Annotated in this window: 15 protein-coding genes and 1 pseudogene; 13 read left to right on the forward strand and 3 right to left on the reverse strand. The window is 73.2% G+C overall.

All coding sequences use genetic code 11. The annotated features are described in order from the left end of the window. The first annotated feature begins 16 nt into the window (after positions 1–16). The 5 genes and pseudogenes from IEZ17_RS20430 to IEZ17_RS44490 form a co-directional block, all read left to right on the forward strand. Entirely contained in the window at positions 17–892 is an 876-nt protein-coding gene (locus IEZ17_RS20430; RefSeq protein ID WP_189302339.1) for a type II secretion system F family protein, read from the forward strand. Beyond that, on the forward strand, positions 889–1764 hold the full coding sequence (locus IEZ17_RS20435; protein ID WP_229852439.1) for a type II secretion system F family protein: 876 nt from the start codon (positions 889–891) through the stop codon (positions 1762–1764). Before IEZ17_RS20430 ends, IEZ17_RS20435 begins: the two co-directional genes overlap by 4 nt. A gap of 131 nt (positions 1765–1895) precedes the next feature. Next, positions 1896–2033: a DUF4244 domain-containing protein gene (locus IEZ17_RS20440; protein ID WP_308427676.1), complete on the forward strand. Its 138-nt coding sequence runs from the start codon at positions 1896–1898 to the stop codon at positions 2031–2033. Next, positions 2020–2436 (forward strand): TadE family type IV pilus minor pilin, encoded by a 417-nt coding sequence (locus IEZ17_RS20445; RefSeq protein WP_189302174.1) that lies wholly within the window; start codon positions 2020–2022, stop codon positions 2434–2436. Before IEZ17_RS20440 ends, IEZ17_RS20445 begins: the two co-directional genes overlap by 14 nt. Before the next feature lie 16 nt (positions 2437–2452). After that, a pseudogene (locus IEZ17_RS44490) lies at positions 2453–2686 on the forward strand (Rv3654c family TadE-like protein); the annotation flags it as partial. Between the two features lie 159 nt (positions 2687–2845). On the opposite strand, the gene sftH reads toward IEZ17_RS44490, so the two are convergent. Next, a complete protein-coding gene (gene sftH, locus IEZ17_RS20455; protein ID WP_229852440.1) occupies positions 2846–5206 on the reverse strand; it encodes a DEAD/DEAH box helicase in 2361 nt (786 codons plus the stop codon). Between the two features lie 161 nt (positions 5207–5367). On the opposite strand from sftH, the gene bldG reads away from it, so the two are divergent. From bldG to IEZ17_RS20485, 6 genes are all read left to right on the forward strand, one after another. Continuing rightward, positions 5368–5709, forward strand: a complete 342-nt coding sequence (gene bldG / locus IEZ17_RS20460; protein ID WP_004571875.1) for an anti-sigma factor antagonist BldG — start codon at positions 5368–5370, stop codon at positions 5707–5709. A gap of 109 nt (positions 5710–5818) precedes the next feature. Continuing rightward, complete coding sequence (locus IEZ17_RS20465; RefSeq protein WP_189302176.1) at positions 5819–6250, forward strand: ATP-binding protein; 432 nt, start codon at positions 5819–5821, stop codon at positions 6248–6250. Between the two features lie 653 nt (positions 6251–6903). Then, the gene (locus tag IEZ17_RS20470; protein ID WP_189302178.1) at positions 6904–9312 is read left to right on the forward strand and encodes a sodium-translocating pyrophosphatase; all 2409 of its coding nucleotides are present in this window, start codon (positions 6904–6906) and stop codon (positions 9310–9312) included. Between the two features lie 216 nt (positions 9313–9528). After that, the gene (locus IEZ17_RS20475) at positions 9529–10116 is read left to right on the forward strand and encodes a small secreted protein (protein WP_189302179.1); all 588 of its coding nucleotides are present in this window, start codon (positions 9529–9531) and stop codon (positions 10114–10116) included. 121 nt (positions 10117–10237) lie between these two features. After that, complete coding sequence (locus IEZ17_RS20480) at positions 10238–11779, forward strand: DUF7059 domain-containing protein (RefSeq protein WP_189302180.1); 1542 nt, start codon at positions 10238–10240, stop codon at positions 11777–11779. A gap of 330 nt (positions 11780–12109) precedes the next feature. Continuing rightward, positions 12110–12514 carry a hypothetical protein gene (locus IEZ17_RS20485; RefSeq protein ID WP_189302181.1) on the forward strand — a complete coding sequence of 135 codons (405 nt, stop codon included), beginning with the start codon at positions 12110–12112 and terminating at the stop codon, positions 12512–12514. An 18-nt stretch (positions 12515–12532) separates the two neighbouring features. Here IEZ17_RS20485 and IEZ17_RS20490 read toward each other — a convergent pair whose 3' ends face one another. Next, on the reverse strand, positions 12533–13009 hold the full coding sequence (locus IEZ17_RS20490; RefSeq protein WP_229852441.1) for a DUF2752 domain-containing protein: 477 nt from the start codon (positions 13007–13009) through the stop codon (positions 12533–12535). Continuing rightward, complete coding sequence (locus IEZ17_RS20495; protein WP_189302183.1) at positions 13006–13587, reverse strand: hypothetical protein; 582 nt, start codon at positions 13585–13587, stop codon at positions 13006–13008. Before IEZ17_RS20495 ends, IEZ17_RS20490 begins: the two co-directional genes overlap by 4 nt. A 499-nt stretch (positions 13588–14086) precedes the next feature. Here IEZ17_RS20495 and topA point away from each other — a divergent pair, with 499 nt between their 5' ends. Together topA and tmk are read left to right on the forward strand one after the other, a co-directional pair. Beyond that, positions 14087–16945, forward strand: a complete 2859-nt coding sequence (gene topA / locus IEZ17_RS20500; RefSeq protein ID WP_189302185.1) for a type I DNA topoisomerase — start codon at positions 14087–14089, stop codon at positions 16943–16945. 146 nt (positions 16946–17091) lie between these two features. Next, entirely contained in the window at positions 17092–20265 is a 3174-nt protein-coding gene (gene tmk / locus IEZ17_RS20505) for a dTMP kinase (protein WP_189302187.1), read from the forward strand. The last annotated feature ends 26 nt before the right edge of the window (positions 20266–20291 follow it).

Consider the following 20291-nt stretch of genomic DNA (forward strand, 5'->3'; position numbering starts at 1 on the left):
CGGGGGCGCGGTCCGTATGGCTGCGGACTTCCGGCGGGACGGGGTGCTGCGGCGGCGGGCGGCTGCGGTGCTCGGCGGTGGAGCGGCGGGTGGCCCCGCAGCGGTGCGGTGGTGGGACCGGTGGCGCGGGTGGTGCGCGGCGCGGGTGGTCGACGGGGAAGCGGGGCGGCGGTTGCGGCTCGGTCGGCGGGGCGGGATCGGTGCGGAGCTGTGGTGCCTGCCGGCGGGTATCGGGCTGGGGCTGCTGGGGCGGTCGGTGCTGCCGGTGGTGGCGGCGCCGGCGGGCATGGTCGTCGTACGGCGGTGGCTGGCCGCGCGGGGGACCCGGCGGCAGGCGGACCGGCGGGCGGCGGCGGTGATCGCGCTGTGCACGGCGGTGGCGGGGGAACTGCGGGCCGGGCAGCAGCCGGACCGGGCCCTCGCCGCGGCCGGAGCGGCGGGGCCGGGGGAGCCGGGGCTGGGGGAGGCGGGCGCGGGGGTGCTGGCGGCGGCGCGCTACGGGGGCGACGTCCCCGGGGCGCTGCGGGCGGCGGCGCGGCTGCCCGGTGCCGAGGGGCTGACCGGTATGGCGGCGTGCTGGCAGGTGGCGGTGGAGGGCGGCGCCGGACTGGCCCGCGGGCTGGAGCGGATCGCGGCCGGACTCGGAGCGCAGCGGGAGCAACGCGAGGAGCTGCGGGCCCAGTTGGCGGGGCCGCGGGCCACCGCTCTGATGCTCGCGCTGTTGCCGGCGGGCGGGCTCCTGATGGGTGGCGCCCTCGGTGCCGATCCGCTCGGGGTGCTGCTGCACACCCCGGCCGGCTGGGGGTGCCTGGCCGTCGGCGGGCTTCTGGAGTGGGGCGGGGTGGCCTGGACGGCCCGGATCGTCGCGGATGCGGCGGAGGTACGGAAATGAGCGGGGTGGGGGCGGTGGGCCAGGAAGTTGTCCACAGGGTGGGGATCGCGGTGGCGGTGGCGACGGCCGTGATGGTCGCGCTGCGCTCGGTGCCACTGGTGCGGGAGGCGCACCGCGGGCGCTCCGTACGGCGGCGGGTGCCGGCCGTGCTGGGCGCTGCGGGAGGCGGCCCGTACGGGAGCGAGGCGGGTGTTCGCGGGTGGTGGGCGGCCGTCCGCGGCCGGTGGAGCGGACGGGCGGCGGCGCAGCAGGGCGGTCGGCGGGACGGTCGGCTGAGGGAGTGGGGCGGGGCTCTGGGGACGGCCGGGCTCGTGGCCGTCCTCGTGGGCGGGGTGGCCGGTCTCGTGGCGGGACTCGCCGTCGGGTGGGGAGCGTACCGCTGGTCGGCCCGGCAGCGCGCCGCGGCGGCCGGCCGGACGGCGGCAGCCAGGGTGGGCGCCGAACTGGCCCCGGCCGGCGACCTGCTGGCGGCCTGTCTGGCGGCCGGCGCCGGGCCGCGGGAGGCGGCCGAGGCGGTGGGCCGGTCGCTGGACGGGACCGTGGCCGAGCGGCTGCGCCACATCGCGGCGGAACTGCGCCTGGGCGGCGAACCGGCCGCCGTATGGCCCCGCCTGGCCGCCCTCCCCGGAGCCGCGGGACTGGCGCGCTGCATGGAGCGCGCCGGGATATCCGGGGCCCCGGCCGTCGAGTCGGCGTCCCGTATCGCGGCCGGGCTCCGCGCCGAGTGGGGCAGGGCGGCGACCGCACGGGCCCGGCGGGCGGGGGTGCTGGTCACCCTCCCGCTGTCGGGGTGCTTCCTGCCGGCGTTCCTGGTGCTCGGTGTGGCGCCGGTGCTGATCGGGCTGGCGGGCGGGCTGCTGGGGCGCGGCTGAACGGTGCGGGAGTGCCGGGACTCCGCGTCCGGCAATCCAACGGATCGAGTTCATGTTCAGGCTGTTTCAAGGGGGTTGAGATGTTTCGACGATGGTGGGCGCGGGTGCGTGCGGCCGGGCGGGACCGCGGGATGAGTACCGCGGAATACGCCGTGGGGACGCTCGCGGCGTGCGCGTTCGCGGCGGTGCTCTACAAGATCCTGACGAGTGGTCAGGTGATGTCGATGCTGCGGTCCGTGATCCAGAGGGCGCTCGATGCGCCGTTCTGAGAGGCGGAGTTCCGGGCCGGCCCGCGGTCCCCGTGGGGGCCCGGGCCGGGCCGGCGGGCGGACCGCGCCGGACGCCGGGTTCGTGACGGCGGAGACGGCCGTGGTGCTGCCGGTGCTGGTGGTGGTCGCGGCGGCGCTGATCTGGGGGCTGATGGCCGCCTGTGCCCGTATCGCCTGCGTGGATGCCGCACGGGCCGGGGCGCGGGCGGCGGCGCGGTCGGAGCCGCCGGCGCGGGTCCTCACGGCGGCGCGCGGTGCGGCGCCCAAGGGGGCGCGGATCGCGGTGGCGCGGGAGGGCGACCTGGTCCGCGTACGGGTAGAGGCCGACCTGCCGGGCGTGGGCCGGATGACGGTGCGGGTCGGTGGGGAGGCGGTGGCTCTTGCGGAGGAGACGGTGCGGTGATGAAGGGTCCGCGACGGTGTGGACGGTCGTCGCGGCGGCGGCGCTGTGCGCGGTCTTCGCGGGCCTGATGGCCGTCGGCCAGGCCGTCACGGCCCGGCACCGGGCGGGCGCCGCCGCGGATCTGGCGGCGCTGGCCGCTGCCGACCGGGCGCTCCGGGGCCCGGCGGCGGCCTGCGCGGCGGCCCGCCGGGTGGCGGCCGGGCAGCACACCCGCCTGGTGCGGTGCTCGGTGGCCGCGCCGATCGCCGATGTCACGGCCGAGGCCGGCAGCCGCCCGTTCACCTCGCGGGTACGGGCGCGGGCGGGCCCCGCCGGGACCGTCCCGGGGGCCGCGAGCGGCCGGGGCCCGGAGACCGGATTCCGTACGCCGAGCGGCCGGGCCCGCCCCGCGCCGCGCCCACCCGCCGGGCTACGCCTCCGGTACACCCCGCAGCAGCTCCCCCAGGAGCCGGATGGCGCCCCGTTTGTGGAGCGGGTCGTTGCCGTTGCCGCACTTGGGGGACTGGATGCAGGACGGGCAGCCGGCCTCGCATTCGCAGGCGGCGATGGCGCCGCGGGTGGCGGTGAGCCAGGCGGCGGCCGTGTGGAAGGCGCGTTCGGCGAAGCCGGCGCCGCCGGGGTGGCCGTCGTAGACGAAGACCGTCGGCAGCAGGGTGTCCGGGTGGAGGGGGACGGAGACGCCGCCGATGTCCCAGCGGTCGCAGGTCGCGAAGAGCGGCAGCATGCCGATGGAGGCGTGTTCGGCGGCGTGCAGGGCGCCGCCCAGCTGCTCGGGATTGATCCGGGCGGCGTCGAGCTGGTCCTCGGTGACCGTCCACCACACCGCACGGGTGCGCAGCGTACGGGGCGGCAGGTCGAGCTTGGTCTCGCCCAGGACCTCCCCGGTGATCAGTTTGCGGCGCAGGAAGGAGACCACCTGATTGGTGACCTCGACGGAGCCGAAGCACAGCCGGGCGTCGCCCCAGGGGACCTCCGTGTCGGTTTCCAGGACGGAGATCGCGGTGGTGTCCCGGGCGGTCGTGGAATAGGGCGGGTTGGCCTCCTCGACGAGGGCGACGTTGTCCTCAAGGTCGAGGCGCCGGACGAGATAGCTGCGGCCCTGGTGGAGGTGGACCGCGCCGTCGTGGACGGCGGTGTGCGCGGCGGCGGCGTCGACGGTGCCCAGCAGCCGCCCGGTGCCGGCCTCGACGACCTGGACGGGCGAGCCGCCCTGGCCGCGGATGTCGGTGAGGTCGGCGGCCCGCTCGCGGCGCGTCCAGTGCCAGGCCGCGGTGCGCCGGCGCAGCAGGCTCGCCGCCTCCAGCTGCGGCAGCAGCCCGGCGGTCTCCGGGCCGAAGAGCGGGAAGTCGGCCTCGGTGAGCGGGAGTTCGGAGGCGGCGGCGCAGAGGTGCGGGGCGAGTACGTACGGGTTGTCGGGGTCCAGCACCGTCGATTCGACGGGCTGGTCGAAGAGCGCCTCGGGGTGGTGGACGAGATAGGTGTCCAGCGGGTCGTCGCGGGCCACCAGGACGGCCAGCGCGCCCTGCCCGGAGCGGCCCGCCCGCCCGGCCTGCTGCCACAGCGACGCCCGGGTGCCCGGATAGCCCGCGATGACCACGGCGTCGAGGCCGGAGACGTCCACGCCCAGTTCGAGCGCGGTGGTGGCGGCCAGACCGAGGAGTTCGCCGCTGTGCAGGGCTCGTTCGAGGGCCCGGCGCTCCTCGGGCAGATAGCCGCCCCGGTAGGCGGCGACCCGCGCGGGCAGCGAGCGGTCCACCTCCGCGAGCCGCTCCTGCGCGATCAGGGCGATCAGCTCGGCGCCGCGCCGGGAGCGTACGAAGGCGACGGTGCGCACGCCCTGGACGGTGAGGTCGGTGAGCAGATCGGCGGTCTCGGCGGTGGCGGTGCGGCGGACGGGAGCACCCTGCTCGCCGTGCAGTTCGGTCAGTGGCGGCTCCCAGAGCGCGAAGACCAACTCGCCGCGCGGCGAGGTGTCCTGGGTGATTTCCGCCACGGGCAGACCGGTGAGCCGGGAGGCGGCCTCGGCCGGTTCCGCGGCGGTGGCGGAGGCCAGCAGGAAGACCGGCTCGGAGCCGTAGCGGGCGCAGATCCGGCGCAGCCGGCGGATGACCTGGGCGACGTGGGAGCCGAAGACGCCGCGGTACGTGTGGCATTCGTCGATGACGACATAGCGCAGCGCGCGCAGGAAGGAGGACCAGCGGGGGTGGGCCGGGAGGATTCCGCGGTGCAGCATGTCCGGGTTGGTCAGGACGTAGTTGGCGTACTGGCGGACCCACTCGCGCTCCTCGACCGGGGTGTCGCCGTCGTAGACGGCGGGCCTGATCGCGGTGCCCAGCGGGGCGGCCAGCTCGCGTACGGCGCGCCGCTGATCGGCCGCCAGGGCCTTGGTGGGCGCCAGGTACAGGCCCGTGGTCCCCCGGCCGTTCGGCGCCTCGGAGCCGTCCAGGAGCGTGGAGAGGACCGGCGCGAGGTACGCCAGGGACTTGCCGGAGGCGGTGCCGGTGGCGACGACGACGGATTCGCCGCGGAGCGCGTGTTCGGACGTCCTTGCCTGGTGGGCCCAGGGGCGATCGATTCCGGCCGAACGGATGGCGTCGATCACTTCCGGCCGGATCTGTGCCGGCCAGTCGGCATGGCTGCCGATGCGCGGGGGCAAGTGCTCCGTATGAGTGATGCGCGCAGCGCGGGTCGCGCCCCGGGCGAGACGGTCGAGAATCATGCCTGGGGGAGTGCGCGTGCCCGGATCCGGCGGGAGTCGATTGGAGGCCATCGGCACCGAGTGTGTCACCGGAGTGACGGACAATGCTCACAAGGCGTCGTGCACGCCTGCTGGTAAGTGATTGAATGCCATCGCGGCTGCCGATCCGCCCCTACCTTCGGTGGGGAGGCCCCAGGGGGGCGACCGCTCGATAGCAAGGTGCTGGAGGATCCGTGGACCTGTCCCTGTCGACCCGGACCGTTGGCGACCGTACGGTCGTCGAGGTCGGTGGCGAGATTGATGTATACACCGCGCCCAAGCTGCGGGAGCAGCTGGTCGAGCTTGTGAACGACGGAAGCTACCACCTCGTGGTGGACATGGAACGTGTCGACTTCCTCGACTCCACAGGGCTCGGCGTCCTGGTGGGCGGGCTGAAGCGCGTGCGTGCCCATGAGGGCTCGCTGCGCCTGGTCTGCAATCAGGAGCGCATTCTCAAGATCTTCCGTATCACCGGTCTGACCAAGGTGTTTCCGATTCACACCTCGGTCGATGAAGCCGTCGCAGCTACTGACTGACGGTTTGCCGGTCCCCCGCGCCCTCGGCGCGGGGGTGGAAGGAGTGGGGGGTTCCGGACACACCAGTCCGGCCCCCCGCATCGCACGCCCGCATCACTAGGGGGATGGCATGGCCACCGTCGAACTTCGCTTCAGCGCCCTTCCCGAGCACGTCCGGACCGCGCGTCTGGTCGCGGCTGCCGTGGCACGGCGGGCGGGGGTGGACGAGGCCGTGCTGGACGAGGTGCGGCTCGCCGTGGGCGAGGCGTGCAGCCGGGCCGTGGGGCTGCACGAAAGCCATGGCATCGCGGCTCCGGTGCGGGTCGTGCTGATCGAGGACGAGAAGAAGTTCTCGATCGAGGTGGGCGACGGCGTGTCCGGCCCCGGCGGGGCGGGCGGCACCGAGGCCGAGGGCGCCGCGGAAGCCGACGCCGAGGGCGAGGACGAGATGGGCCTCGCGGTGATCAGCGGGCTGGTCGACGACGTGGAGGTCACCTCTGGCGAGGACGGCGGGCTGATCCGTATGAGCTGGCCCGCGAACCCGGCTCCGGTCCTGCCGTAGGGGTAGGGCGGCCGGGCAGAGCCAGCGGAGCACCGGGCGGACTGCTCCGGGGACCAGCGGGTCTTCGTGCGCGGCCGAGGGAGCGCGCACCCCTCCGCGTACAGCACCGAGAACCCGGTCGGGCGCGCGCCGATCGTGAGCGTGCCGGTCCGCACGATCGTGGCGCTGCCGGCCATGTGCTCCCGCAGTCGAGCGCGGCAGCTTTTCCCGCCCCCGTGAGGCCGTTGTCGGCCGTCGGGGAGCTCCGTGTCGGCCAGGGGCGATGCGATCCGGACGCGATCTGACGGCTCATCATCATGCTCCCACGGGTGGCGGAGGTGCCGGGCGCCGGCCGTGCGGCGGCGGGGCGGCGGCTCAATTCCCTCCGGTTTCACGTCGGTCGCAGTCGACTCACGCGGCAGCGTGGTGTCTTTGAGCAGCGGCGATCAGTAGGAAAACGAGATCATCGGCCAGGGGTCAGCGAATTCGGGAGTTTCCCTCGTGCGGGCGAATTCGGCGAACCGCCAACCTTTTGATCTTCCCAGGAGCAGGCGAATTCCCTTTGAGGCGCCCTGTTTTGATCAACCGTGGCTCCCTACAATCCGTCCACATCTTGCTCAGGACGCCTGAGCGTGCTTCCGCGCGCCCATGTGCCATAACGTCAAGGAGGACGAATGGCGGGGCCTCACACCCCTCAGTTGCTGGACACCCCCTCACTTCTGGCCGGACCGTCACTTACGGCGGGAAATCGCGACATCGTGCTGGTGATCGCCGTCGTCGCGCTGGCCGCGCTGGCCGTCGCCGCGGTGCTGGTCCGCCAAGTACTCGCGGCCGGCGAGGGAACCGAGAGCATGAAGAAGATCGCGGCGGCCGTGCAGGAAGGCGCAAATGCCTACCTGGCCCGGCAGTTGCGGACCCTCGGCGTATTCGCCGTCGTGGTGTTCTTCCTGCTCATGTTGCTGCCTGCGGACAATTGGACGCAGCGCGCCGGACGCAGCGCCTTCTTCTTGATCGGCGCCGGATTCTCGGCGGCCACCGGCTATATCGGCATGTGGCTCGCGGTGCGCAGTAATGTGCGTGTGGCGGCTGCGGCCAGGGAGGCGACGCCGGGCGACGGCGATTCCCGGGAAAAGGATCTTACGGCCGTCTCCCACAAGGCCATGAAGATCGCTTTCCGCACGGGCGGCGTCGTCGGCATGTTCACCGTGGGACTCGGCCTGCTCGGCGCGTCCTGCGTGGTGCTGGTGTACGCGGTGGACGCGCCCAAGGTGCTGGAGGGCTTCGGTCTCGGCGCCGCGCTGATCGCGATGTTCATGAGGGTCGGCGGCGGCATCTTCACCAAGGCCGCGGACGTCGGCGCCGACCTCGTCGGCAAGGTCGAGCAGGGCATCCCCGAGGACGACCCGCGCAACGCCGCCACCATCGCGGACAACGTCGGCGACAACGTCGGCGACTGCGCCGGTATGGCCGCCGACCTCTTCGAGTCGTACGCCGTGACCCTGGTCGCCGCGCTCATCCTGGGCACCGCGGCCTTCGGCGACGCCGGGCTCGCGTTCCCGCTGCTGGTGCCCGCCATCGGCGTGCTGACCGCGATGGTCGGGATCTTCGTCGTCGCGCCCCGGCGCCGGGACCGCAGCGGTATGACGGCCATCAACCGCGGCTTCTTCGTCTCCGCGGGCATCTCGCTGGTCCTGGTGGCCGCCGCGGTGTTCACGTACCTGCCGTCCAGCTACAAGGACCTCGGCGGCGTCAGCGACCCGGAGATCCTGGGCCGCAGCGGCGATCCGCGGATGCTCGCGATGGTCGCGGTCGCTATCGGGATCGTGCTGGCCGCGCTGATCCAGCAGCTGACCGGCTACTTCACCGAGACCAACCGGCGGCCCGTCCAGGACATCGGGAAGACCTCCCTGACCGGCCCGGCCACCGTCGTGCTCTCCGGTATCTCGCTCGGCCTGGAGTCGGCGGTCTACTCGGCGGTGCTGATCGCGCTGGCCGTCTACGGGGCGTTCCTGCTGGGCGGCGCCTCCATCACGCTGGCGCTGTTCGCGGTGGCGCTGGCCGGGACCGGCCTGCTGACCACGGTCGGCGTGATCGTCGCGATGGACACCTTCGGCCCGGTCTCCGACAACGCGCAGGGCATCGCCGAGATGTCCGGTGACGTCACCGGCGACGGCGCGCAGGTGCTGACCGACCTGGACGCGGTGGGCAACACCACCAAGGCCATCACCAAGGGGATCGCCATCGCGACGGCGGTGCTGGCGGCGTCCGCGCTGTTCGGCTCGTACCGGGACGCGATCGCCAACGCCGTACGGGACATCGGCCGGGCGGCCGGCGGGATGGGGCTGAGCCTGGACATCTCGCAGCCCAACAACCTGGTGGGGCTGATCCTGGGGGCCTCGGTCGTCTTCCTGTTCTCCGGGCTGGCGATCAACGCGGTGTCGCGGTCCGCGGGGGCGGTGGTCTTCGAGGTGCGCCGGCAGTTCCGCGAGCACCCCGGGATCATGGACTACACCGAGAAGCCCGAGTACGGGCGGGTCGTCGACATCTGCACCAAGGACGCGTTGCGCGAACTGGCCACGCCAGGGCTGCTGGCGGTGCTGACGCCCATCGCGGTCGGCTTCTCGCTCGGCGTCGGGGCGCTCGGCTCGTTCCTGGCGGGCGCGATCGGCACCGGCACGTTGATGGCGGTCTTCCTCGCCAACTCCGGTGGTGCGTGGGACAACGCCAAGAAGCTGGTCGAGGACGGCCACTACGGCGGCAAGGGGAGCGAGGCGCATGCCGCGACGGTCATCGGGGACACCGTCGGCGACCCGTTCAAGGACACCGCGGGTCCGGCGATCAACCCGCTGCTGAAGGTCATGAACCTGGTGGCGCTGCTGATCGCGCCGGCCGTGGTGAAGTTCTCGTACGGCCATGACAAGAGTCTCGGCATCCGGGCCGCGGCTGCCGCAGTGGCCCTCACGGTCATCGTCGGCGCGGTCTACGTCTCCAAGCGGCGCGGTATCGCCGTAGGTGATGAAGACAACAACTCGGAGGATTCCGGAAGCGTCGCGAAGTCGACCGAAACGGCCGTGGCGTCCTAGGAGGCGCGGCCGGCGGAACGGCCTGAGGACCGCTCAACGGGCGGGTGGACGGCGCTTTTTGTGCGCGCCGGACACCCGCCCGCGGTGTGTCCGGCCGACCCCGCCGTCCTTGGTGCAAATGGCTGCAATGCGGGCCGGAGAGGATGCCCGTCCCATCGACCAGGCCGTTTGGCCGTGTATGTTCCGGGGCCGAGAGCCATGGAAGGGACCAATCCGGTGAACAAGAAGCTTGTGGCTGCACTGTCCGGCGGTGCGGCACTCCTGCTCGCGCTGACCGGTTGCAGCAGCGACAACAACAGCAAGAAGCTCGACAGCTGGGCGAAGTCGTTCTGCGACCCCGCGCAGGCTCCGTTCAAGCAGATCCAGGACGCCAACGCGGCCATGCAGACGGCCGACACCGGCAACGCGGACTCCAAGAAGGTCCAGCAGACCGACTCGACGGCGTTCGGGCAGATCTCGCAGGCGTACGGCGAGCTGTCCAAGTCCCTCGACAAGGCGGGGGCGCCGCCGAGCGACGGCGGCGCGGACGCGCAGAAGAACGCGGTCAAGGAACTCAACTCCCTCTCCACGGGATACGCCGCCCTCAAGAAGCAGGTCGACGGCCTGGACACCTCGGACAAGCTGAAGTTCGCGGACGGGCTGCGCAATCTCTCCAACGGGATCAACAAGCTCAACACGCAGAGCGAGCAGGCGTTCAAGAAGCTGGAGGCCGGCGACGTGGGCAAGGCGATGGCCAAGCAGAAGGGCTGTCAGAACCAGGGCGCGTCCGGTTCACCGTCCGCCGCGCCGTCCAAGAGCGCGTAGCGCGGGATACGCGTAACGCGCGATAGCTGAGCGGGCTCGAACGGCGGCCCGGCGACGCGCCCGAGGCGGGCGTGGCGCCGGGCCGTCGCCGATTGTCGGTGGCAGGGCCGACAATGGACGGGTGACGACGCACCTCCCCACCGCAGATGCCCAGGACCCCGACAGCAGCGCCCGTACGAGCCGGCTGCGCGAGGCGCTGCTGGCCGCCGCCTTCACCGCCGACGGGCTGCTGGACCTGCTCGGCGCGCCCGCGTATGCCGCGCTGGCCCGCAGCGAGACCGTCCCCGCGCTGCGGGCGACCCGCGGCGACGGCCCGCTGGAGACCCTGGTGCGGCTGTTCCTGTTGCAGCGTCCGGTGCCGGAGGCGCGGGTCCGGTCGGCGCTGCCGGTGGCCGACTGCCTCGCCGACGGCTGGCTGGTGCGGGACGGCGGCGAGTTGCGCGCCACGGTGGATGTGCGGCCGTACGGCGGTCCCGAGGGGCAGGACTGGTGGATCGTCTCCGACCTGGGCTGCGCGGTCGGCGGTGCGGGCGGCATCCGGGGCGTCGGGGAAGGCGATCGCGCCCAGCTGGTGCTCGGCGTCGGCGGTGCGTCCACGACCCTCGCCGGGATCACCGCGCGCCGCCCCGTCGCCAAGGCGCTCGACCTCGGTACGGGCTCCGGCATCCAGGCGCTGCACGCCGCCCAGCACGCCACACGGGTCACCGCCACCGACCTCAACCCCCGGGCGCTGCGGATCGCCGCGCTGACGCTGGCGCTCTCCGGGGCGCGGCCGGCCGACCTGCGGGAGGGGTCGCTCTTCGAGCCGGTCGGCGAGGAGACCTTCGATCTCATCGTGTCCAACCCGCCGTTCGTGATCTCCCCCGTCCGTCCCGAGGGGGCCCGGCTCACCTACCGGGACGGCGGCATGGGCGGCGACGACCTGTGCCGCACGCTCGTCCAGCAGGCCGCCGCGCACCTCAACGACGGCGGGTACTGCCAGCTGCTGGCCAATTGGGAGCATGTGGCGGGCGAGGAGTGGCAGGACCGGCTGCGCGCCTGGGTGCCCCGGGGCTGCGACGCCTGGATCGTGCAGCGCGAGGTGCAGGACATCACGCAGTACGCCGAGCTGTGGCTGCGGGACGCCGGCGACCACCGCACCGGCGCGGACGCGTACGCCGCGCGGTACGACGCCTGGCTGGACGAGTTCGAGGCGCGCAAGACCAAGGCCGTCGGCTTCGGCTGGATCACGCTGCGCAAGTCCGGTGCCCAGGACCCGTCCGTCACGGTCGAGGAATGGCCGCATCCGGTGGAACAGCCGCTGGGGGACGCGGTGCTGCGGCATTTCGACCGGCAGGACTATCTGCGGGCGACGGACGATGCGGCGCTGCTGGCGGGGCACTTCCGGCTCGCCGCCGAGGTGGTGCAGGAGCAGGTCGGGCTGCCCGGTGCGGAGGACCCGGAGCATGTGGTGCTCCGTCAGAACCGCGGTATGCGGCGGGCGACGAAGGTGGACACGGTGGGCGCGGGCTTCGCCGGGGTGTGCGACGGCTCGCTTCCGGCCGGCCGGATCCTGGACGCCATCGCCCAGCTCGTCGGTGAGGACCCGGTGCTGCTGCGGGACCGGACGCCGAGTTCGATCCGGATGCTGATCGAGCAGGGGTTCCTGGAGCCGGTGGGCTGAGCCGGGGGGCGAGGCGCGGGGCCGGGCGCGGCGAACGCGGCGCCGTTCAGACGGAGTTCGCACGGTGCCGTACGAGGGCGCCGGGCTGCGGGTGCCGGAGGCCGGGCGCACTTGGCGACGGGACGGTGCTTCCGGCTGCGGGGCGGGGACGGGCGGCCGGGTGTGGGGCGGCCGGGGCGACTGCGCCTCCGGGGGCGGACGTTCGGATTCGGCCAGATCCGGCTAAGTGGACCGATTATGGAGCGGAACGGGAACCTCCGCCCGAGGTTCGTCGTATTCCTGAAGGAAGGTCACCAACAGGCCCATTGGCCCATTAGTGAGGAATCCGACATGAACCGCACGCTTCGCTACACCGGAGTCGCCCTGGCCACCGTCGCCCTGCTCGCCGGAGGTTCGGCCGTCGCCATGGCCGCGCCGCAGGCCGTCCACGCGTCGGCGCCGGTCGTCGCCACGGCGCCCGCGGCGGCGACGCTGACGGCCAAGGCCAGCGCGACGACGGTCAAGGCGTGGCAGGAGTTCCGGATCAGCGGTGCCGCCAAGGGCATCAAGGCGGGCACCAAGGTCACGGTCCAGCAGAAGCAGGGCAAGAAGTGGGTGTCGCTGCCGGCCCAGGCACCGGTCAACAGCAAGGGCAGCTACGCGATACGTGTGAAGCTCGGCATCAAGGGCGTCAACCAGCTGCGTATCGCGGCCGGGAGCACCGTCTCGCCGGTGGTGAAGGTCACCGTCCGCTGACCGCGGCGGGCTCCGCGGTCAGCCGATGAGGTTGCGGGCGACCATCCACACCGCGGCGATGCCCATGACCACGGCATTGCCGCGGGCCGTCAGCCGCAGCGGGTGGCGCTGCCCGCGGAGCCCGGCGGCCAGCCAGCGCACCAGGACGTACGCGACGGCCGGCACGCCCAGCGTGAGAAGTGCGGCGTTGTCGTGGAAGGCCCCCGGGACGTCGCCGTGCATCAGGTCGTACGCCATCCGCGTGCCGCCGCAGAACGGACACAGCAGCCCGGTGGCCCAGCGGAACGGACAGGGGAGCAGCAGCTGCCCGGAGTGGTGCGGGTTGGTGTTCCAGAGGTAGCCGGCGCCCAGCGCGCCGATGCCGAGCGCGAGGGACGCCTGGCGGACGGTGCGCCGGCGGACGGACACGGCGACGGGGCCGCCGGGCGCGTCCGGCGGGACGGGCCCGCCCGGCGGCAGCGGCTCGGAGGCCCCCCGGGACTCGTGGCGGCTCACACGCTCAGCGACCGGGCGTAGTTGACCTGGTTCATGACGAACATGACCTGCTCGCGCGACTGCACCGGGATCATCGTGGAGTGGTGGCGGCCCCCGCTGTTCACCGTGACCTGCACGAAGCCGGTCGTGGTGCGCTCCTTCATCAGGAGGAAGAGCAGGCCGAGGAGACAGAAGAGGAAGAAGACGATGGCGAGGACGATCGCGTGCGCGGGGATCTTCTCCTCCGTGCGGGACATGTCGGTGACCGTCCAGACGGCGCCCCGGAGCGGCATCGAGCCGGCCGGCGTCATGATCGTGTCGCCGCTGACCGCGATATCGCCGAGCGAGAGCGCCGCGCCGCCGACCGGAGGCGGCTGCTGGGCCGGGAAACCGACGGGTGCGGGCGGCGGCGGGAAGCCGGGCGCGGGCGGCGGCGGAGCGGCCTGCGGGTAGCCGTAACCGGGCTCGCCGGGGCGGCCACCCTGCGGGTAGCCGTATCCGGCGTCGGCGGGCCGGCCGGGCTCCGGGGCGGCGTACGGGTTCTGTCCGGGCGGGCCCGGCGGCTGCTCCGGTGGCGGTCCGGGGTACTGGTTCGCCATGGGTGATCTTCCCCCCGAGGATGCGTGACGACGGCAGTACACGGCTCGAACGGTGAGCCGTGCCGCGTCCATCCTGCCAGTCCGCTTACCTGACGTATCAAGGTGATGACGGCATCCGCTGTCACCTTGTGACAGTAGCGGTCCCGCCGCGGACACGCCGACGGGGCGGGATGCCGTCCGCCGGACGGTTACTCTGCGAGATCACCGGCGGTAGCGGTGCGGTGGCGCGCCGAGGACGGCCGGGAGGCGTGCGGTCCCGTGCCGCGGGCCCGCCATGATCCATCCGAGCCGCCGCAGGGCGGCCGGAGAGCGGCTGAGACGGTCGGGGCGGCGCGAAGGCATGTAGTCGGGTTACCGTTCGAGTGGCGTTGCGGGGTTTTTCCGTTTGACACGGGGGCGGGAGGTACCGTCACACTCCGCAGCGTCAAGCGTCACCGCAGTGTGCCCCGGGCGTCCGGCCCGGGAGCCTTTCCAGCGTCGACCGGAGAGAAGAGCGAAGTTGTCCCCGACCAGCGAGACCGCAGAGGGCGGCGGCCGCCGACTCGTCATCGTCGAGTCGCCTGCCAAGGCGAAGACGATCAAGGGCTACCTCGGCCCCGGCTATGTGGTCGAGGCCAGCGTCGGGCACATCCGCGACCTCCCCAACGGCGCGGCCGAGGTCCCGGCGAAGTACAAGGGCGAGTCCTGGGCCCGTCTCGGCGTGAACGTCGACGCCGACTTCCAGCCGATCTACGTGGTCAACAGCGACAAGAAGGACCAGGTCAAGAAGCTCAAGGAGCTGCTGGCCGAGTCCGACGAACTCTTCCTCGCCACCGATGAGGACCGCGAGGGCGAGGCCATCGCGTGGCATCTCCAGGAGATCCTCAAGCCGAAGGTCCCGGTCCACCGGATGGTCTTCCACGAGATCACCAAGGACGCGATCCGCGAGGCCGTCGCCAACCCCCGCGATCTGAACAAGAAGCTGGTCGACGCCCAGGAGACCCGCCGGATCCTCGACCGCCTCTACGGCTACGAGGTCTCGCCGGTCCTGTGGAAGAAGGTCATGCCCCGGCTGTCCGCCGGCCGGGTGCAATCCGTGGCGACCCGGCTCGTCGTCGAGCGGGAGCGCGAGCGGATCGCGTTCCGCTCCGCCGAGTACTGGGACCTGACCGGCACCTTCGCCACCGGCCGTGCGGGTGACGCGAGCGACCCGTCGACCCTGACCGCCCGGCTGACCACCGTCGACGGCCGCCGGGTCGCCCAGGGCCGGGACTTCGGCCCCAACGGTCAGCTCAAGAGCGACGTGCTCCACCTGGACGAGGCGAACGCCCGCGCGCTCGCCGCCGCCCTGGCGAACACCGACTTCGCGGTCCGCTCGGTCGAGTCCAAGCCGTACCGCCGCTCCCCGTACGCGCCGTTCCGGACGACCACCCTCCAGCAGGAGGCCAGCCGCAAGCTCGGCTTCGGAGCCAAGGCCACCATGCAGGTCGCGCAGAAGCTGTACGAGAACGGCTTCATCACCTATATGCGTACGGACTCCACCACGCTCTCGGACACCGCGGTCGCCGCGGCCCGGGCGCAGGTGACGCAGCTGTACGGCGCCGGGTATCTGCCGGACAAGCCGCGGACGTACGCCGGCAAGGTCAAGAACGCGCAGGAGGCGCACGAGGCGATCCGCCCCTCCGGCGACCGCTTCCGCACGCCCGCCGAGACCGGGCTGACCGGCGACCAGTTCCGGCTCTACGAGCTGATCTGGAAGCGGACCGTCGCCTCCCAGATGAAGGACGCGACCGGGAACTCCGTCACGGTCAAGATCGGTGGCCGGGCCGCCGACGGGCGGGACGCCGAGTTCAGCGCGTCCGGCAAGACCATCACCTTCCACGGCTTCCTCAAGGCTTACGTGGAGGGCGCCGACGACCCGAACGCCGAGCTGGACGACCGCGAGCGGCGGCTGCCGCAGGTCGCCGAGGGCGATGCGCTCGCCGCGCGGGAGATCACCGCCGACGGCCACGCCACCAAGCCGCCCGCCCGCTACACCGAGGCCACGCTGGTCAAGGAGCTGGAAGAGCGCGAGATCGGCCGCCCGTCGACGTACGCGTCGATCATCGGCACGATCCTGGACCGCGGCTATGTCTTCAAGAAGGGGACGGCGCTGGTGCCGTCGTTCCTCTCCTTCGCGGTGGTCAACCTCCTGGAGAAGCACTTCGGCCGGCTGGTCGACTACGACTTCACCGCCAAGATGGAGGACGACCTCGACCGGATCGCGCGCGGTGAGGCGCAGGCCGTGCCGTGGCTGCGGCGCTTCTACTTCGGCGAGACCGGGCCTGACAGCGGCTCCGCCGCGGGCGGCGTGGGCGGTGCAGCGGATGCCGGAAACGGCGACGGCGACCACCTCGGCGGCCTCAAGGAGCTGGTCACGGACCTGGGCGCGATCGACGCCCGGGAGATCTCGTCCTTCCCGGTCGGCGCGGGCATCACCCTGCGGGTCGGCCGCTACGGCCCGTACGTGGAGCGCGGCGAGAAGGACGAGGAGGGCCACCAGCGCGCCGACGTCCCCGACGACCTGGCGCCCGACGAGCTGACGGTGGAGTACGCCGAGGAGCTGCTGGCCAAGCCGAGCGGCGACTTCGAGCTGGGCATGGACCCGGTCTCCGGCCACCAGATCGTGGCGAAGGACGGCCGCTACGGCCCGTACGTCACCGAGGTGCTGCCCGAGGGCACCCCGAAGACCGGCAAGAACGCGGTCAAGCCGCGCACCGCCTCGCTCTTCAAGTCGATGTCCCTGGACACCGTGACCCTGGAGGACGCGCTCCAGCTGATGTCGCTGCCGCGCGTCGTCGGCACGGACGCCGAGGGCGTGGAGATCACCGCGCAGAACGGCCGCTACGGCCCGTACCTGAAGAAGGGCACCGACTCGCGCTCCCTGGAGAGGGAGGAGCAGCTCTTCACGATCACCCTCGACGAGGCGCTGGCGATCTACGCCCAGCCCAAGCAGCGCGGGCGGGCCGCCGCCAAGCCGCCGCTCAAGGAGCTGGGCACGGACCCGGTGAGCGGCAAGCCGGTGGTGGTCAAGGACGGCCGGTTCGGCGCGTACGTCACCGACGGCGAGACCAACGCGACGCTGCGCCGGGACGACGACGTCGAGACGATCACCGCCGAGCGCGGCTACGAGCTGCTGGCGGAGAAGCGCGCCAAGGGGCCGGCGAAGAAGACCGCCAAGAAGGCGGCCAAGAAGGCGCCGGCCAAGAAGACCGCCGCGAAGAAGACGGCTGCCAAGAAGACGGCTGCCAAGAAGACCGCGGCGAAGAAGACGACGACCGCGAAGAAGGCCACGGCCAAGACGGCGGCGAAGAAGACGGCCGCTCCGGCCGAGGACTGAGCCGTCCCGGTCGGCGCGTAACGGCGCGGTACGAGGGCGGGCAAGGCGGACGCGTTCGCCTTGCCCGCCCCTTCGCATCCGGCAGTGCCCGCCCATTTGTTCGGGCGGGCGCCCGGTAGTGTGCCCTGTCCCGATAGGCTGGCGGGATGACGCGTGCCGAGCAGCCACCGGTCGTGCCCCCCACTTCAGACGCGCTCGCAGCGGACTCCCGCGAGCGAGCGGTGCGAGCCCTGCTCCGCTTCCCTCCTTTGAAGCGGCTGTGGAGTGCCCAGTTCGTCGGGGGTATCGGCGATGCCCTGTCCTTGCTTGTCCTGGTATTGCTCGCCCTTCAGGCGGCGCTGTACATACCGCTGGGCGGCCATGCCGTGTTCGGCGGCGGCTATAGGGGCGCCGCCTTCGCGGTCACCGTGGTATTCGGCGTCCGGCTGCTGGCGACACTGCTCTTCGGGGCCGTCCTCCTCGGGCCGCTGTCCGCGCTCACCGCGCCCGACGGGCCGCTGGACCGCCGTTGGACGATGATCGGCGCGGACGTGCTGCGGCTCGCGCTGCTGGTCGTCGCCCCCCTCTGGATCGACTGGACGCCGGCCGACGCGCTCGCCTGGCTGCTGGTGACGGTCTTCGTCTCCGGCGTCGCCGAGCGCTTCTGGACCGTCGCCCGGGAGAGCGCGGCGCCCGCGCTGCTGCCCGCGCCGCCCCCGGAGGGCGCCGCCGTCCGGCCGCTGCCCGACAACATGGACGCGCTGCGCCGGCTGTCGCTGCGCACCAGCTTCGTCTCGCTGCCGATCGCCGCCGCCGCGCTGGTGGTCTTCACGCTGATCGGGAAGCTGCTGGGCGCCGGCGTCGAGTGGTTCCACCTCCACCAGGCCGCGCTGGGCTCGTACGTCGCCGCCGGGCTGTTCGCCGCGTCCGTGTCGATCCTGTACTTCATCGAGCTTCCCGGTGGCCACACGCCCCGGCCGCGCTCCCCGCTGGAGGGCCTGCGCCGCCCGAAGTCCGGCGCCAAGCCGGGCGCGGGGCCCGACAAGGGCCGTACGGGCGCGATCCCGCTGCTGGTGACGGCCTGTGCGGCGGTGGCCGGCGCGATCGCCGCGGCCGTCGCGCTCTCCGTACTGCACGCCTTCGACCTGGCCACCGGTCCCGCCACGTACGCGCTGCTGGTGCTCGCGCTGACCGGCGGCACGGTCATCGGCATCCGCAGCGCCCGCAAGGTGCTGCCCGCGCTCTCCCGGCGCCGGCTGCTGGCCATGGCCGTCGCCGCCACCGGCCTCTCGCTGCTGGCCATGGGGCTGGTCCCGGACCCGACGACGGTGCTGCTGCTCGCGCTGCTGGCAGGTGTCTGCGCCGGTATCACCGCCAATACGGGCCATGTGCTGCTGGACCAGGAGTCCGAGGCGTTCCGCAGCGCCCGTACGACCGAGCACCTGCACGCCGTCGTCCGGCTCGCGGTCGCGCTGGCCGCCATCGCCGCGCCCCTGCTGGCCGGTGTCATCGGCCCGCACCACGTCGGCAGCGGCGCCTTCGTCTTCGCGCACGGCGGCGCCGCGTACACCCTGATGCTGGTCGGCGCGCTGCTGCTGCCGGTCGCCGCCTGGGTGCTGGGCAAGACCGACGACCGGCAGGGCGTACCGCTGCGGCGCGATCTGAGCGAGGCGCTGCGCGGCGGCGACCCGGCCCAGGCGCCCGCCGCCGCCGGCTTCTTCATCGCCCTGGAGGGCGGTGACGGCGCCGGGAAGTCGACCCAGGTCGAGGCGCTGGCGGAGTGGATCCGCAGCAAGGGCCACGAGGTCGTGGTGACCCGCGAGCCGGGTGCCACCGCCATCGGCAAGCGGCTGCGGGCGATCATCCTGGACGTGTCCACGTCCGGACTGTCGGACCGGGCCGAGGCGCTGATGTTCGCCGCGGACCGCGCCGAGCACGTCGACAGCGTCATCCGGCCCGCTCTGGAGCGCGGCGCGATCGTCATCACCGACCGCTACATCGACTCCTCGGTGGCCTACCAGGGCGCCGGCCGCAACCTGGCGCCCACGGAGATCGCCCGGATCAGCCGCTGGGCGACGGACGGCCTCATCCCGCATCTGACGGTGCTGCTGGACGTCTCCCCGGAGACCGCCCGCGAGCGCTTCACCGAGGCGCCGGACCGGATGGAGTCCGAGCCCGCCGAATTCCACGAGCGGGTCCGCGCCGGATTCCTGGCGCTGGCCGCCGCCGACCCGGCCCGCTACCTGGTCGTCGACGCCGGCCAGGAGCCGGAGGCCGTCACGATCGCCGTACGCCACCGCCTCGACCAGGTCCTGCCGCTGTCCGAGACGGAGCTAAGGGCGCAGGCCGAGGCCCGTAAGGCGGCCGAGGAGGAAGCCCGCCGCAAGGCCGAGGAGGAGGCCGCGCGCAAGGCGGAGGAGGCGCGCCTGGAGCGCGAGCGCCAGGAGCAGCTGGCCAAGCTGCGCGCCGAGGAAGAGGAGCGCAAGCGCCGCGAGGCCGAGGAGGCCAAGGCCCGGGAGGCCGCCCGCCAGGCGGAGGAGGCGCGGCAGCGCGCCGAGGAGGCCCGTGCGGCGGCGGAGGCGGAGCGGCAGCGCCGCGAGGCGGAGGAGAAGGCCCGCCAGGCCGAGCGGGAGCGGCTGCGCAGGCAGCACGAGGAGGAGGCGCGGCTGCGCCGGGAGGCCGAGGAGCGCCGCCTGGAGAAGCAGCGCAAGGCCGAGGAGGCGCTGCTGCGCGCCGAGCAGGCCCGCGTCGAGGCGGCGGAGGCGGCTGCGGCTGCGGAGGCGAAGGCGGCCGAGGCGCCGACCACGGAGACGGACGTCACGCAGCTGCGGAAGCGGGTGGCCAACGAGAGCGGCGCCCGGCCCGCTTCCGGGAGCGGGGCCTCCGGTTCCGGTACGGGCGCCGACAGCGAGCGGACGGCGGCGCTGCCGCGGCCCGAGGCGCGGGAGGCGGACGAGACGGCGGTGCTGCCGCCGGTCCGGGACGCCGGCCAGGGAGGCGGCGCGGACTCCGAGGAGACGACCGTGCTGCCGCCCGTACGGGACGACGACCCGGCGGACCGGGTGCCGCCGGGGATGTTCCACGAGGGCGGCAAGGGCGCCCACGGCGAGCCGGCCGACGGCGGCCCGGAGCGGACCCGCGAACTCCCGCAGGTCGACCCGGCCACCGGCCGCCCCGCCGAGAACGGGCGGCACAGTCGCCCGCGCCCGGAGTGGGCGGAGGAGACCCCGCTGGACGATCTGCCGACGCTGGCCGATGAACTCCTCGGCCCGCGCGCGGACGACGACGCGGACAACGGCGCGGGCGGCAAGGACCGTCGGGGCCGGGACCGGCGCGGCTGACCGGAGCGCTCCGACCGAACGGCCGT

The sequence above is a fragment of the Streptomyces albospinus genome (genome assembly GCF_014648695.1).
Lineage (GTDB): Bacteria > Actinomycetota > Actinomycetes > Streptomycetales > Streptomycetaceae > Streptomyces > Streptomyces albospinus.

Coding starts and splice junctions, on each gene's coding strand:
- IEZ17_RS20465 (WP_189302176.1), top strand. CDS start 5,819: ATGGCCACCGTCGAACTTCGCTTCAGCGCCCTTCCCGAGCACGTCCGG.
- IEZ17_RS20435 (WP_229852439.1), top strand. CDS start 889: ATGAGCGGGGTGGGGGCGGTGGGCCAGGAAGTTGTCCACAGGGTGGGG.
- IEZ17_RS20445 (WP_189302174.1), top strand. CDS start 2,020: ATGCGCCGTTCTGAGAGGCGGAGTTCCGGGCCGGCCCGCGGTCCCCGT.
- sftH (WP_229852440.1), bottom strand. CDS start 5,206: ATGGCCTCCAATCGACTCCCGCCGGATCCGGGCACGCGCACTCCCCCA.
- IEZ17_RS20430 (WP_189302339.1), top strand. CDS start 17: ATGGCTGCGGACTTCCGGCGGGACGGGGTGCTGCGGCGGCGGGCGGCT.
- IEZ17_RS20440 (WP_308427676.1), top strand. CDS start 1,896: ATGAGTACCGCGGAATACGCCGTGGGGACGCTCGCGGCGTGCGCGTTC.
- tmk (WP_189302187.1), top strand. CDS start 17,092: ATGACGCGTGCCGAGCAGCCACCGGTCGTGCCCCCCACTTCAGACGCG.
- IEZ17_RS20485 (WP_189302181.1), top strand. CDS start 12,110: ATGAACCGCACGCTTCGCTACACCGGAGTCGCCCTGGCCACCGTCGCC.
- IEZ17_RS20470 (WP_189302178.1), top strand. CDS start 6,904: ATGGCGGGGCCTCACACCCCTCAGTTGCTGGACACCCCCTCACTTCTG.
- IEZ17_RS20495 (WP_189302183.1), bottom strand. CDS start 13,587: ATGGCGAACCAGTACCCCGGACCGCCACCGGAGCAGCCGCCGGGCCCG.